At 58.2% G+C, this 14,141-nt stretch carries 15 protein-coding genes; all 15 read left to right on the top strand.

The features are described from left to right. On the top strand, positions 1–717 hold the full coding sequence (tagF, locus tag FU672_RS01690) for a type VI secretion system-associated protein TagF (protein ID WP_023312158.1): 717 nt from the start codon (positions 1–3) through the stop codon (positions 715–717). Positions 718–728: 11 nt separating this feature from the next. Continuing rightward, a complete protein-coding gene (gene tssA / locus FU672_RS01685; protein WP_148241901.1) occupies positions 729–1,745 on the top strand; it encodes a type VI secretion system protein TssA in 1,017 nt (338 codons plus the stop codon). A gap of 75 nt (positions 1,746–1,820) precedes the next feature. After that, positions 1,821–2,345, top strand: coding sequence for a type VI secretion system contractile sheath small subunit (gene tssB / locus FU672_RS01680; RefSeq protein ID WP_008502644.1), 525 nt, complete (start codon positions 1,821–1,823; stop codon positions 2,343–2,345). A gap of 3 nt (positions 2,346–2,348) precedes the next feature. After that, positions 2,349–3,848, top strand: coding sequence for a type VI secretion system contractile sheath large subunit (gene tssC, locus FU672_RS01675; RefSeq protein WP_148241900.1), 1,500 nt, complete (start codon positions 2,349–2,351; stop codon positions 3,846–3,848). Positions 3,849–4,222: 374 nt separating this feature from the next. Continuing rightward, complete coding sequence (locus tag FU672_RS01670) at positions 4,223–4,705, top strand: Hcp family type VI secretion system effector (protein ID WP_008502640.1); 483 nt, start codon at positions 4,223–4,225, stop codon at positions 4,703–4,705. A 57-nt stretch (positions 4,706–4,762) separates the two neighbouring features. Next, a complete protein-coding gene (locus tag FU672_RS01665) occupies positions 4,763–5,305 on the top strand; it encodes a hypothetical protein (protein WP_148241899.1) in 543 nt (180 codons plus the stop codon). Continuing rightward, positions 5,296–5,703, top strand: coding sequence for a putative T6SS immunity periplasmic lipoprotein (locus tag FU672_RS01660; protein WP_148241898.1), 408 nt, complete (start codon positions 5,296–5,298; stop codon positions 5,701–5,703). The genes FU672_RS01665 and FU672_RS01660 overlap by 10 nt, the downstream gene beginning before the upstream one ends. A 112-nt stretch (positions 5,704–5,815) precedes the next feature. Further along, positions 5,816–6,169 carry a T6SS amidase immunity protein Tai4 family protein gene (locus tag FU672_RS01655; RefSeq protein WP_148241897.1) on the top strand — a complete coding sequence of 118 codons (354 nt, stop codon included), beginning with the start codon at positions 5,816–5,818 and terminating at the stop codon, positions 6,167–6,169. 86 nt (positions 6,170–6,255) lie between these two features. Further along, entirely contained in the window at positions 6,256–8,019 is a 1,764-nt protein-coding gene (gene tagH, locus FU672_RS01650) for a type VI secretion system-associated FHA domain protein TagH (RefSeq protein ID WP_148241896.1), read from the top strand. Beyond that, positions 8,016–8,813: a PP2C family protein-serine/threonine phosphatase gene (locus tag FU672_RS01645; protein WP_148241895.1), complete on the top strand. Its 798-nt coding sequence runs from the start codon at positions 8,016–8,018 to the stop codon at positions 8,811–8,813. The genes tagH and FU672_RS01645 overlap by 4 nt, the downstream gene beginning before the upstream one ends. Before the next feature lie 16 nt (positions 8,814–8,829). Next, positions 8,830–9,828, top strand: coding sequence for a hypothetical protein (locus tag FU672_RS01640; protein WP_148241894.1), 999 nt, complete (start codon positions 8,830–8,832; stop codon positions 9,826–9,828). A 9-nt stretch (positions 9,829–9,837) separates the two neighbouring features. Next, positions 9,838–10,650, top strand: a complete 813-nt coding sequence (locus tag FU672_RS01635) for a type VI secretion system accessory protein TagJ (RefSeq protein WP_148241893.1) — start codon at positions 9,838–9,840, stop codon at positions 10,648–10,650. Next, complete coding sequence (gene tssE, locus FU672_RS01630) at positions 10,643–11,206, top strand: type VI secretion system baseplate subunit TssE (protein WP_010432861.1); 564 nt, start codon at positions 10,643–10,645, stop codon at positions 11,204–11,206. The genes FU672_RS01635 and tssE overlap by 8 nt, the downstream gene beginning before the upstream one ends. Before the next feature lie 2 nt (positions 11,207–11,208). Then, the gene (gene tssF / locus FU672_RS01625) at positions 11,209–13,080 is read left to right on the top strand and encodes a type VI secretion system baseplate subunit TssF (RefSeq protein WP_148241892.1); all 1,872 of its coding nucleotides are present in this window, start codon (positions 11,209–11,211) and stop codon (positions 13,078–13,080) included. After that, positions 13,077–14,120 (top strand): type VI secretion system baseplate subunit TssG, encoded by a 1,044-nt coding sequence (gene tssG / locus FU672_RS01620; protein WP_148241891.1) that lies wholly within the window; start codon positions 13,077–13,079, stop codon positions 14,118–14,120. The genes tssF and tssG overlap by 4 nt, the downstream gene beginning before the upstream one ends. The last annotated feature ends 21 nt before the right edge of the window (positions 14,121–14,141 follow it).

The raw sequence follows: 14,141 nt of genomic DNA, 5'->3' as shown, positions 1-14,141 counted from the left end.
ATGACGAATACCCCTGCGATGAACCGCTACAGCTGGTATGGCAAATTACCCAGCGCCGGAGATTTTTTGCAGCGTCGCTTTCCTGACACTTTACAGCGCCAGTGGTCGCACTGGTTCCAGGTCGGTCTGCTGGCCTGGCAGCAGGAAGAGCAGCGCAGCGGCGAGCGCCAGTTTCACAAAGCGCCAGTCTGGAATTTTGTAGTACCGCCCATGCTGGGTAGCCAGATGATCCAGATGGGCTGTCTGCTGCCTGGCCGCGACAGCGTTGGCCGACAATACCCGGTGTGTCTTCAACTGAGCTTCGCCCCGTCAGAGTGGTCGACCAGCCTGCTCAGCCAGGCCGAAAGCTGGTACCAGCAGATTGGGCGCCTGGGACTGCACGCGGTGCGCAACAGTTTTTCCGCCTCGCAGCTGGATGAGATGCTGATGACCATTCCGGCGCCGCAGCCCGTCGAGCCGCAAAAGCGTTCCGACATCCTTGATGTGATTGGCTATGACGAGGACGGCCAGAGCACGCTGGGCTGGCCTCAGGCGGCTGAGTGTTTTGATCCGCTGCGTCAGACCAGCTACTGGTGGACCAACCGTTGCGACGGTTACCCGCTGTACACCCATGTTCACAGCGGTAACTTTACCGGGCAGCTTTTCACCCTGCTGTTCGACCCTGCAGGGGGCGCCCGTCCGGGGCGTCACGGTCTCTATCCGCCTATGTTTGAATAAGCAGGGATCTCATGAATATCGAAGAATTTCTCGCGCCAATAAGCCCCGAAAAGCCCTGCGGCGAAAACCTGGAGTACGACGCCGACTTCCAGATCATGAATCAGGCCAGTCAGGGGAAAGCGGAACAGCAGTTTGGCGACACCATTATCCCGGCAGAGCCTGCTGACTGGAACACGGTAGAAAAATTCGCCACCAGCCTGCTGACCCGCACCAAAGATCTTCGGGTACTGCTGGCGTTAACCCATGCCTGGACACGCCGCCGTGGGCTTGCGGGCTACGCGGACGGATTATTACTGGTGCAGGAGGCGATCGCCCGTTACTGGGAAACGCTCTACCCGCTGCTGGAAGAGTATGGCGAAACCGATCCGTTCTATCGCATTAACGCCCTGGCAGGGCTGAGCGATAAATCCGACCTCACCGTCGCCGTGCGAAACGCCTCGCTTCTGCGTTCAAACGGCGATGAAATTTCGCTCCGGGATGCCCAGGCCCTGCTGGATGGCAGCAAGACGGAATGTCCGGACTATCCCGGCGGGCGTCCACGGCTGATTGACGAGCTGGCCCGTGGCGATCAGCCTGGCACCGCAGCGGTCATCGTCATTAATGAACGGCTTTTGGTCATTCGCGAGTTGCTCACCGGGCATCTTGGTGAAAGCGGCGTGCCCGAAATGGAGCAACTGCTGAAAACCGTCGGACTGGTAGCCAGCGCGTGTCAGGTGACCGACATCAGCAAGCTGCTGCCGAACCGTGAGGCGCAGGCTGAACCACAGGCTGAGCAGCAATCGGCGGCAGCGCAACCCGTTCAGCCGGTCACCGACTGGCGCAGCGTGCAGGTTACCAGCCGCGCCGACGCACAGCTGATGCTGGAAAAAGCGAAACAGTATTTTGCGCAGTACGAACCGAGCCACCCCGCACCGCTGATGATTGAACGGGTGCAGCGGCTGTCAGAACTTAACTTTATGGACATTATTCGCGACCTGGCGCCAGACGGCGTTAACCAACTTGAAAACATCTTTGGGCGCCGCGAATAACGCGTCCAGGCATTATGACGACAGGCATGGAGCCTGCCGTTTCACCTTCACCGCGCATCTTTGATGGAGAACATCATGGCAATGAGTAACAGTGGGCAGAAATTCATCGCACGTAACCGTGCCCCCCGCGTGCAGATCGAGTACGACGTAGAGATCTACGGTGCAGAACGTAAAATTCAGCTGCCGTTTGTGATGGGCGTCATGGCCGATCTGGTCGGCAAACCGGTTGAAAATCTGCCGGCCGTCGACGAGCGTAAATTCCTCGAAATCGACATCGACAACTTTGACGAACGCATGAAGGCGCTGAAGCCGCGTGTGGCGTTCCAGGTGGATAACACCCTGACCGGCGAAGGTAAGCTCAACGTGGATCTGACCTTCGACAGCATGGATGATTTCCTGCCGGATGCGGTGGCCCGCAAGGTTGAGCCGCTGAATAAGCTGCTGGAAGCACGTACCCAGCTCTCCAACCTGCTGACCTATATGGACGGCAAAAACGGTGCGGAAGAGCTGATCGCTAAAATTCTGCAGGATCCGACACTGCTCAAATCCCTGAGCCAGTTGCCGAAAAATGACGAAAGCGCGAAAGGTAGCGAGGAATAATCGATGAGCAACCAGACTCAACAACATGAGCAGCAGGCGGGTCAGGCGTTTAGCCAGGATGAATTCAGCGCGCTGCTGAACAAAGAGTTCCGTCCGAAAACCGATCAGGCCCGTTCGGCCGTAGAAAGCGCGGTCAAAACCCTGGCGCAGCAGGCGCTGGAAAATACCGTCACTTTCTCCAGCGACACCTACCGCACGATTCAGAACCTGATTGCCGGTATCGACGAGCAGCTGTCGCAGCAGGTGAATCAGATTATTCACCACGAAGAGTTTCAGAAGCTGGAGAGCGCCTGGCGCGGTCTGAGCTACCTGGTGAACAACACTGAAACTGACGAGATGCTGAAGATCCGCTTTATGAGCATCTCCAAGCAGGAGCTGGGCCGCACCCTGAAGCGCTTCAAGGGCGTGGGCTGGGACCAGAGCCCGATCTTCAAGAAAATCTACGAGCAGGAGTACGGTCAGTTCGGTGGCGAGCCGTTCGGCTGCATCGTGGGCGACTACTACTTCGACCACAGCCCGCAGGACGTTGAACTGCTGGGTGAAATGGCGCGCATCGGCTCTGCGGCACACTGTCCGTTTATCACCGGTACCGCACCGGGCGTGATGCAGATGGAGTCCTGGCAGGAGCTGGCCAACCCGCGCGACCTGACCAAGATCTTCCAGAACACCGAATACGCCGCGTGGCGTTCACTGCGTGAATCCGAAGATGCCCGCTATCTGGGCCTGGTGATGCCGCGCTTCCTGTCGCGCCTGCCGTACGGGATCCGCACCAACCCGGTCGACAGCTTTGACTTTGAAGAGCAGACCGACGGCGCGAACCACAACAGCTACTCCTGGGCGAACGCCGCGTATGCGATGGCCGCCAACATCAACCGCTCCTTCAAAGAGTACGGCTGGTGCACCTCGATTCGCGGCGTGGAGTCCGGCGGGGCGGTGGAAAACCTGCCGTGCCACACCTTCCCGAGCGATGACGGCGGCGTGGACATGAAGTGCCCAACCGAAATCGCCATCAGCGATCGTCGTGAAGCCGAGCTGGCGAAAAACGGCTTCATGCCGCTGGTTCACCGCAAAAACTCCGACTTTGCCGCCTTCATTGGCGCGCAGTCGCTGCAAAAACCGGCGGAGTACCATGACCCGGATGCGACCGCTAACGCGCGTCTGGCCTCTCGTCTGCCGTACCTGTTCGCCTGCTGCCGTTTTGCTCACTACCTGAAGTGCATCGTGCGCGACAAAATCGGCTCCTTCCGCGAGCGCGAAGAGATGGAGCGCTGGCTGAACGACTGGGTAATGAACTACGTGGACGGTGACCCGGCTAACTCCTCTCAGGAGACCAAGTCCCGCAAACCGCTGGCGGCTGCGGAAGTGCAGGTGCAGGAGATTGAAGACAACCCGGGCTACTACGCCGCGAAGTTCTTCCTGCGTCCACACTACCAGCTGGAAGGTCTGACCGTTTCCCTGCGTCTGGTTTCTAAACTGCCGTCGCTGAAGACGAAAGACGCGTAAAAGCGTCAGACTGCTGACAAAGTGCGTTTTGTGAGTTTCGCCCGGCGGCGCTACGCTTGCACGGGCCTACAATCAAACGTGCAATCTATTGATATCGTTGCTCAATGTAGGCCGGGTAAGCACAGCGCCACCCGGCATGAAAGACGGCTAAATTGTTAATGCTGTCCTTAACAGGTTCCAGAATAACGCACGGTAATAATGACTTCACATTCCTTCCGTTATTTCGGAGGAATGTAAGGCTGTCAAATGACATGAGTCGTTTGATATGAGGCAGAGGTAAAATATGGACGGTTTTATTCAGCCCCATGCTTTCCTGTTTGCCATATAAGTGCTTTTTCGAAAGCAATATTGTTCATCCACGAAGAGTAGATATTATGGCTATTGATATGTTTCTGAAGGTCGAGGGTGTTACGGGCGAATCTAAAGATTCTAACCACACCGGCTGGACTGATATTACCTCCTTCTCCTGGGGCGCTTCCCAGCCAGGTAATATGAGCGTTGGCGGTGGCGGCGGTGCCGGTAAAGTGAACTTTAACGACCTGCACGTTAACGCGCTGATCGACAAATCCACCACCGCTATCCTGAAACACTGCGCCAGCGGTAAACACCTGACTAAAGTTGAGCTCTCCGTCTGTAAAGCCGGCGGCCAGCAGGTGGAATACTCCCGCATCACGCTGGAAGATGTGCTGGTCACCTCTGTTCAGTACACCGGTGCAGACAACGGCGATACCGTTGGTGTGACCTATGCATTCCAGGCTGCGAAAGTGAAACAGCAGTACTGGGAGCAGACCACGTCTGGTGGTAAAGGTGCTGAAAGCAGCGCTGGCTGGAACATCAAAGAGAACAAAGAAGCGTAATTGCGTATGTGGCCGGGGAGTTTTCCCCGGTCATTATCAACCGGGAAGGAAGATAGCATGGCAAGCTTGCAGGAAGGAGGCACCCGTCCTCTCACCATTGGCGAAATAGCATTGGCGCGCTCGGTTTTTGGTGACGCAATAAAGTACTCAGAAGTTAAAGTCCATAATAAAAGCTATTTGCCATTTAATATGCAGTCGACAGATGTCGCGATGACTCCTAATGGTGAGCTCTATTTCCGCGAGCCGCATTATCGGGATGACTTCTCGATAGAGGTTCCGCGATATAAACACTGGTTTATTCACGAAATGGTGCATGTATTGCAGCATCAAATTGGAATGAATGTTCGAACCCGAGGCGCATTCAGTTGGGCAGCAAGTTATAATTATTCTTTGCCCGCGGATAAAAAACTGTCGGACTTTGGTATGGAGCAGCAGGCTTCTATCATTTCAGATTTTTATTATCTGATAAATTACGGCTTGGGTGATTTCCGAAACATTGCAGGGTTTGAGGGGATTATCGGACCCGACCTGAAGGATAAATACCTGCAGGTATTATCGTTGTTTATTCAAAATCCTAAAGACCGGCGGGTATGGTTATGAAACAGTTACTCAGTGTTGTAGCAATCGCATTAACGGTGAGCGCCTGTGTTTCTCATCCAGCACAATATCAGTCGCTTTCGGTTACGCTAAAGAACAACGAACCCTGCTTTGCTATCCCTGCTAACGCCGGGTTAGACGCGCCTGTTACCAGTCATTCGCCCACCATAATGAAACGCGCGGGAAATGAATGGAAAGCGATATCGCCGCCATCAACGTTTAGCCCTGAGGTGACGTTAACGACCCAACAGTGTCACCAGTGGAAGGGGATTGCGTGGCAAGCCGGAGAATATGATGTTGCCCTGAAGGTGTCTGGGAAAAATGATTCTATTCGCTATGCGGCCCGTTTCACCTTACAAGAAGGTCCTTCAGGCCAGTTTAAGCTTACGCAGACTGAATAGAATGTGTTAACCCCAAATGCTGCGGTTCACGCCCCGGGCGGATGCCGATATTCTCGGCATTGATGACTACTGTTTACCGGGCACGTACCAACGCAACATTCTGGAGCCTGAAATGAAACGTTTACTGCTGCTCGTGTTGGCATTAAATGCCTCTGTTGTTTATGCCCAAGCGCTGCCTGATGTTAGTGCTTTTTCTCAGCAACAAATTTTTGAAAACTGGGTACAAAACCGGTGTATCGGTAAGATTGCGGACAGCAAAGCCCTGAAAGCTGATGCAGAGGCCAGTGCCGCCGCCTGGCTCGAAGCAAGCAATCTCCCTGCTGAGAATTTTGAAAAAGCCGACAAGGTGATTGTTTCTTTACTGAAAGAGAAAGTAGGCGGTACTGAACCGGGTCATTATCAGGTATTGAAGTGCAACTTAATCGCCAATAGCGACGCGATTCGTCCGCTCAAAACGCCAGAATAGAACAGATGGAATCGGCCCCAAACGCCGCCGTTCTCGCCCCGAGAGCGGCAGCGTTTGAGCGCTAATCATACCAGCAGGAATACGCCATGCGATTCACGATTATTTCTACGAAACCCGGTCATCAGCCGCCGCAAAGCAGCTGTGATTTTTACGCCCCGGGCGGCACCATTGGGCGCGGTACGGATAACAATCTGGTGTTGCCGGATAATGACCGCACCATCTCTCGTCTGCAGGCCATTGTTCACGTTGACGCCCAGGGCGAATGCCGCGTGACCAACCGTGGCAGCGTCACCCGCGTGGTATTAAATGACATTCCGCTGGAGCGAGGGCGTCAGGTTGAACTGCAGGATGGCGACATTCTCGGTATTGATGACTACCGTATCGAAGTGACAGAATTGATCCACGATACCCAGCCCGTGAGCCGTATGGCGGCCAGCCTGCACCAGCAGGCGCGTCCGACAGTCGCACCCGCGCCCGCTCCGCAACCGAAACCGGCGAGTGCCGCACCGCGTGGGAAAGCCGAGCCGACCGCCGTGCCAACGGAAATCTGGGATAGCCTCATGCAGGAGTTCTCCATCTCCGACAGCATCTCCAGCAACCGCACAAAACCGCAGCCTGCTGCATCGCACGATCCCTTCTCCCAGCCTGCGGCCCCGGAGCGTAACGCTGAAGATCCTCTGGCGATGTTCAACGACAGCGATCCAAAGCTTGAGCGTAAGAATGTCGACCCGGACGCGCTGTTCAGCGACGAAGCGTTGTTCAAAAAGGAGAGTATTTTTGACGACGTCACCCCGTCAACGCTGGTGCCGCCGGGCGAGACGAACCCCGTTAAGCCAGAAGAAGAGGCGACGGATGAGCTCGATCCGCTAGCCCTGTTTGGCGGTAAGGCCAGCGCGCCAGCCGCGCGTCATGACGACCCGCTCGGGCTGATGGGCGGCGCGCCATTAACCCATCCGGATGACATTCTTGACGAAAAGCCAGCGCCAGTGCCGGAACCTGAGCAGGCAGAGGACGTGCTGGCCGATTCTCCGCTGTTCGCCCCTGAGCCGCAGGAAGAACCGCGTGCTGAAGAAGAGCCCGCACGATCGGATTACGCAGGCTTCACCATGCCAACGCCACAGGCCGTTGCGCGCAGCAGCGCTCAGACCCCGAAGGGCCGTCTGCGCATCGACCCGGTCAATAACGCCGCCTCCCCAACCGCCACGGCGAACAACGGTGAGAAGGGCGAAGTGTTGCAGGGTGAACTGCTGGAGGCGCTGCTGGAAGGTATGGGTCTGAGCGAAATGCAGCCCGTCCCGCAGTTTGACCGTGAAAATATGCGTCAGCTGGGGCAGATCCTCGGCATGTTCTCTCAGGGAACCGTGGCGCTGCTCTCCTCGCGCTCCATCCTCAAGCGTGGCGTGAAAGCCGATATGACCATGGTGCTGGACGATGCCAACAACCCGTTCAAGCTGTTACCGACCGGAAAAACCGTGCTGATCCAGATGTTCGGCACCCCGATGCCGGGCTTTATGCCGCCAACAAAATCGGTGCGCGACGCGCTGATCGATCTGCAGGCGCACCAGCTGGGCATGATCTCCGGTATCCGCGCCATTATTGCCGCGATGCTACAGTCCTTTAACCCGGAACAGCTGGAAGAGCAGGCGAAGCAGAATGGGATGACCTCTCGTCTGGCGCTGCCGGGCAGCCGCAAAGCCGCCCTGTGGGACTATTTTGTTCGCAGCTATGGCGAGACGGCTGGCGAGATTGAGGATGACTTCCACACCCTGTTCGGCGAGGCCTTCCTTCATGCGTATGACATGGAGGTGAATCAGTACAAAGACTCACAGAGCGGATCGGAAGACAAATGAATATCGCAACGGCTTCTCTCTCCCGCCAGGGGACGCGCGCCAGCAACCAGGATCAGACGGGAGAAACCATAGGGGAACGTTCAGCCTGCTTTGTCGTCTGCGACGGCATCGCGGGCCTGCCGGGCGGTGAGATGGCTGCCGAGCTGGCCCGCAACAGCATTATCTCCCGTTTCGATGGCGACAAACATCTTAATGCGCAGCATATCCGAGACTACGTACAGACGGCGAACCGCACTATCCTCAGCGAACAGCAGGCCGTGCAGGACTATCGCCGGATGGGCACGACGCTGGTCAGCCTGTTCATTGACCGCGATTACGGGCTGGCCTACTGGGCGCATGCCGGAGACAGCCGCCTGTACCTGTTTCGCCGGGGATGGTTGTGGCATGTGACCACCGACCACAGCCTCGTGCAGCAGATGAAAGATGCCGGGCACCAGACCGACAACCTGAACAGCAATTTGCTCTATCTGGCGCTGGGGATTGAAAACGGCGGGCCGGAAGCGAGCTACAGCGACGTGGTGCAGGTTGAAGACGGCGATGCATTCTTACTCTGCACCGACGGTTTCTGGCACGGCGTGAGCGAAGAGCAAATGAAGCAGTCGCTGCATATGGTCAATACGCCGCAGGAGTGGCTGACCTTAATGAACCAAATCATTCAAAAGAATGGCGAACAGGAAGGGAATGCTCAGGATAACTATACTGCCCTGGCGGTATGGATGGGCAACCCTCAGGACACCACTTTGCTGCACACTCTCTCTGACGCAGCACAATTTCTTCCCTGCGGAACTGATTAGACACACAAGGAACGATATGAAACTTTGGCTATCGGGTTTGGCACTTCTGGCGGTCACCTCCACCGCGCAGGCTGAGAATTTCCGCATCGTGCAGTCTCCTGCGCAGAAGCTGGATATCTGGATCGACAACATCAAAGACAACACGCCGCAGAGCTGGTGTAAGCCTGAGGTGGCGCTGCGCATTGTGGCAAACGGCAAGAAAGACGTCTCCGTGCTGGAGAACTTTGTGCCGCGTCTTGGCTCACTGCTGGAACACCAGTGCAGCAAAGTGAATAAACTTAGCTGGACGCTCAACGATCCGGCGGGTACCACGCTGGCGCAGGGCACGGCAGGCAAAGCGCAGGACTGGGCGCTGGTGGTGAAACAGGAGCAGGCCGCGCCTGCTGCGACCGTCACCGCAACCCCAGCCAGCGGCGCGTTACTGCCGCCAGACCAGAACGCTGCATCCCGCACTGTCGCTGCAGACCGTACGCCGTGGCAGGAATTTACCCTGCAGGACGGCTGCCACCTGCGGACCTTCTGGGAAGGGGGCGCTTCCGCACCGGCGCTCTTTATTCCGGATTCTGACACCACCCGCTGCGGTAACGGCAGCTGGCTGAGCGGACACACCGTTGTTTCGCAGTCCCGCAACGGCGGACAGAAAGAGATGGCGGTGACGTACATCCATGGCTTCCCGGTGACCGGACTGAATCAAAGCGCCGATCCTGAAAACGCGCTGATCACCTCCGTCAACAAAGAGCGCATGGTATTCAGCACCCCAAACAGCGACCAGAGCTGGATGATCCTGCCTTACGATAACACCCTGAACAGCTGGAAGAGCAACGGCACCGTAGCGGTGGAGATTTCCCGTGAAATCGCCAGCGATGATGCAAAACTGCAGGCGCGTATCGCGGCGGTGAAAAAAACGTGGAGCGCCTGGGTCGCACCTGGCACTCCGCTGAATATCGTGTTGATTGACACCCTGCGTCCTCAGCTGCGCGATCCGGCCGTCGGCGCATGGCGCGCGGCGAATTAAGGAATGGCTATGAATACGCTCTATCAACACCTGGCGGGCGAGTCGCTCAACGATGCGCTGGCGCGGCTTGAAGCTGAAATCAAAGCCCGTCCGGCGGATGCCGATCTCCGCGCTGCGTTCGTGCAGTTTTTAACCCTCAGCGGCAACTGGACGCGTGCACTGACCCAGCTGAAAAGCTGGCTGGCGCTCAAGCCTCAGGCGAAGCCCACCGTCACGCTGCTGGAGCAATCCATTCAGGGTGAGCTGCAACGCGCGAAGGTGATGGCGGGACAGGCGCGTCCGGCCATGCCTGAAACCCAGTGGCCGTGGCTGACTACCCTTGCCGCGGCGCTGAGCGAGGAGGGCGAGCGCGCCCGGGCGCTGCGTCTGGAAGCCCTTGAACAGGCTCAGGTAAACCCAGGCCGCATCGCCCTCGAAAACGAGGAGACGCAGGCCTTTGACTGGCTGATGGATGGCGATGCCCGTCTCGGCCCGGTCTGCGAAACCATCGTCAACGGCCGCTATTTCTGGCTGCCGTTTAGCGCTATCGCGGAGATCCGTTTCCAGGCTCCCGCCAGCGTGACCGATCTGGTCTGGCGTCACGCGCTGGTGCGCCTGACCGATGGTACGGAGCAGGTGTGTCAGATCCCGGCGCGTTATCCTTTTGCTGCCGAAGCTACTGATGCGGTCAAACTTGGCCGCACCACGGAATGGCAGCCGCTCGACGAAGACGGCACCCTTTACGAAGGGATGGGCCAGAAAGCCTGGCTGAGCGAGCAAAGCGAAAGCCCGCTGCTGTCGTTAAGCCTCGTGACGTTTGCGACGGATGGAGCTGATGAGTAATCCCGCTGGCGAAGGCGATCTGCTGCGCAGCGGCTGGCAAGCCCGCAGCAAGCAGGAGAAGGTGGGGGCGCGTGACAAAATGCAGCCCTCGCTGCTGGATCGTCTCACCGATAACGACCCGGAAAAAAAACGCGAGTCGGCCAACAGCAATCTGATCACCCACGCCGCCCTGCGACGCAATGTCCTGCGGGATCTGCAGTGGCTGTTTAACACCATCAACCACGATGCCTCCGGCGATTTGAGCGCCTTGCCGCACGTGAACCGCTCGGTGGTCAACTTCGGCGTCGCGCCGCTGGCCGGGAAAAGAATGTCGGATATCGAATGGCACGATATCCAGCGCAAGCTCACCGAGGCCATCATCAATTTTGAGCCGCGCATTTTGCCGCAGGGGCTGCAGGTCCGCTGCGTGTCGGATACCTCCTCGCTGGATCTGCACAACGTGCTCTCCATCGAGATCAAAGGGCGTCTGTGGTGTGTGCCGTACCCGCTGGAGTTTCTGTTTCGTACCGATGTCGATCTGGAAAACGGCCATTTTGAACTGAAAGATGCGGGGTAATCATGGAAAGTAAACTGCTCGAATACTACAACCGTGAGCTGGCCTACCTGCGCGAAATGGGGGCCGAGTTTGCCGAACGCTATCCTAAGGTCGCCGGACGGCTGGGCATGCGCGGCATCGAAGTGGCGGACCCGTATACCGAACGTCTGATGGAGGGCTTCGCCTTCCTGACCTCCCGCGTGCAGATGAAAATGGACGCGGAGTTTCCGCGCTTCTCCCAGCGTCTGCTGGAGATGATTGCGCCTAACTATCTCGCGCCCACGCCGTCGATGGCGATCGCTGAGATTGAGCCCGACAGCAGCCGGGGCGACCTGAGCAAGGGCTTCATTGTGCCGCGCGGTACCATGATGGATAGCCTGGCGCTGAAAAAAACCGGCGTGACCTGCAGCTATACCACGGCGCACGAGGTCAACCTGCTCCCGCTGAAAATCGACAAGGTCGAGCTGGGCGGCGTGCCTGCTGACCTGCCGCTGGCGCAGCTGGGGTTGAGCCAGCGGGGGATCAACAGCGCTTTACGGATCCGCATCGCCTGCGACGGCCCGCAAAACCTTGGGCACCTGGATTTCGACCGCCTGGAGTTTTTCCTCGGCGGTCCGGACATTGAAGCACTGAAGCTGCTGGAACTGGTGATGGAGCACCACGCCGGGATCGTCTGTCAGACGGTCAGCCCGCAGCCGCAGCGACAGCTGCTGGCGTCGGATGCGCTGCGCCAGGAGGGCTTTGAGCCTGACCAGGCGCTGCTTCCGGACGATCTGCGTAACTTTGACGGCTATCGACTGCTGCAGGAGTATTTCGCGTTTCCGGCCCGTTTCCGCTTCATTAGCCTGAGCGGTCTGAGCACGCTTATCCAGCGCTGTGAAGGCGAAAAAGCCTTCGACATCTTTATTTTGCTGGATAAGTCGGATGAACAGCTGGAGCGCGTGGTCGATGCCAGCCATCTGGCGCTGCACTGTACGCCGGTCATCAACCTGTTCCCAAAGGTCGCGGCGCGTCAGAAGCTGAATGAAGGCCAGCATGAATACCATCTGGTGGTCGATAACATTCGTCCGCTGGATTATGAAATTTACGCGGTTAAAAAAATCTATGGCAGCGCGGATGGTCAGCGTGATGACCAGACGTTTCGTCCATTCTGGAGCACCTGGAGCGGCGACGCGGGCAATTACGGGGCCTATTTTTCCCTGCGTCGTGAACAGCGCGTGCTTTCCGAGCACGCCCTGCGCTACGGTACCCGAACCGGCTATATCGGCTCGGAGGTCTTCGTCTCGCTGGTGGATGAACAGCATGCCCCCTGGCAGGAAAACCTGCGCTATATCTCTGCCGAGGTGCTCTGCACCAGCCGCGATCTGCCGCTGATGCTGCAACAGGAGCTCGGGCAGTTCATTATGGCCGATTCCATGCCGGTGAAATCACTCACCCTGCGTAAAGGGCCGACGCCGCCGCGTCCGGCGCTGGCAGAAGGGTTCAGCACCTGGCGGCTCATCAGCCAGCTGCAGATGAACTACCTCAGCCTGATGGACAGCGAAAACGAAGAGGGTGCGGCCGCGCTACGCCAGCTGTTAGGGCTGTACGCCAACCTGGCAGAAACGCCCGTTGCGCGTCAGGTGGAGGGGGTACGCCACTGCGTGCTGGAGCCGGTTCACCGCCGCGTGCCTGAACCCGGCCCGGTCGTTTTCGCCCGCGGGATCGGTATTACTCTGACGGTAGATGAGCGAGCCTTTTCCGGCGCCAGTCCGTGGCTCTTTGGCAGCGTGATGGAGCGTCTCTTTGCCCGTCTGGTGTCCATCAACAGCTTTACGGAGTTCACCCTGAAAAGTCAGCAGCGCGGCGAGATTGGCTACTGGGCGCCGCGCATGGGTAAAAGGGCGCTGATATGAGTGACGCTGCCACTGCACCGCTGCGCGTGCATCGCCTGACCCGGCTGCCGGATGCGTTCTGGCGCGGGGTCCGTGAGACCCCCTGGCGCTACGATCTGTTTCAGCTGTTAAGGCGCATTGATGCCCAGGGCGGCGAGCGCTACCCGCTGGGGCGTGCGCCGCTGCCGAAATTTGAGCCGCTGCGCATCGGCCAGCAGCCGTCGATGAGTTTTGCACCGTCGACGCTGGCCCAGGTCCGTCAGCGGGAAGAGAGCGGGCTGCATGAGGTCTCTATCCTCAGCTTCGGCCTGTTTGGCCCGAACGGCCCGCTGCCGGTCCACATGACCGAATACGCCCGCGAGCGTATTTATCATCATCAGGACACCAGCCTCAGCGCGTTTGCCGATCTGTTCCATCACCGCCTTGCGCTGCTGTTTTACCGCGCCTGGGCGGATGCGCAACCGGCTGTCTCTCTGGATCGCGCCGATAACAGGCGCTTTGAGGGCTACCTGGCGTCGCTGATTGGCATGGGGCAGCCGGGGCAGATGAACAAAGGCAGCCTGAGTTCGCATGCCCGCTTTACCCACGCCGGACATCTGACCCGTCACGGGCGGGATCCGGAGGGGCTGGAGAAGATCCTGCGCAACTATTTTAATGCGCCGGTCAAACTGGTCAGCAACGTGCCGCAGTGGATGCCGCTCTCCACGCGCGAGCAGGCGCAGCTTGGCGCAGGACGGCGCATGCCGCGCATGGGTGAGTCCGCTTTTCTCGGCGTTGCGGTGCGAGACGTGCAGCATAAGTTTCGCATCGAGATTGGCCCGCTGAGCGCGGAGGAGTACAACCGTTTTCTGCCGGGTGAAGCGTGGGTCACCGAGCTGCGCGACTGGGTACGTCAGTACGCCGGGGTGGAGTTTGAATGGGAAACACGGGTGATCCTGCGTGAAGACGCGGTGCAGGGCACCACGCTCGGCAGCGCCGGGCGATTAGGCTATAACACCTGGCTGGGTCTTCAGTCGCAGCCTGTCCCGCGTGGCGATCTGGTGTATCGCGCAGAGCGATAATTTTTCTAACGCATTGTTATC

The organism is Enterobacter asburiae, from assembly GCF_008080435.1.
GTDB lineage: Bacteria > Pseudomonadota > Gammaproteobacteria > Enterobacterales > Enterobacteriaceae > Enterobacter > Enterobacter asburiae_C.
The sequence above is the reverse complement of the archived record's forward strand: the minus strand, read 5'-3'. Positions and strand labels throughout refer to the sequence as shown.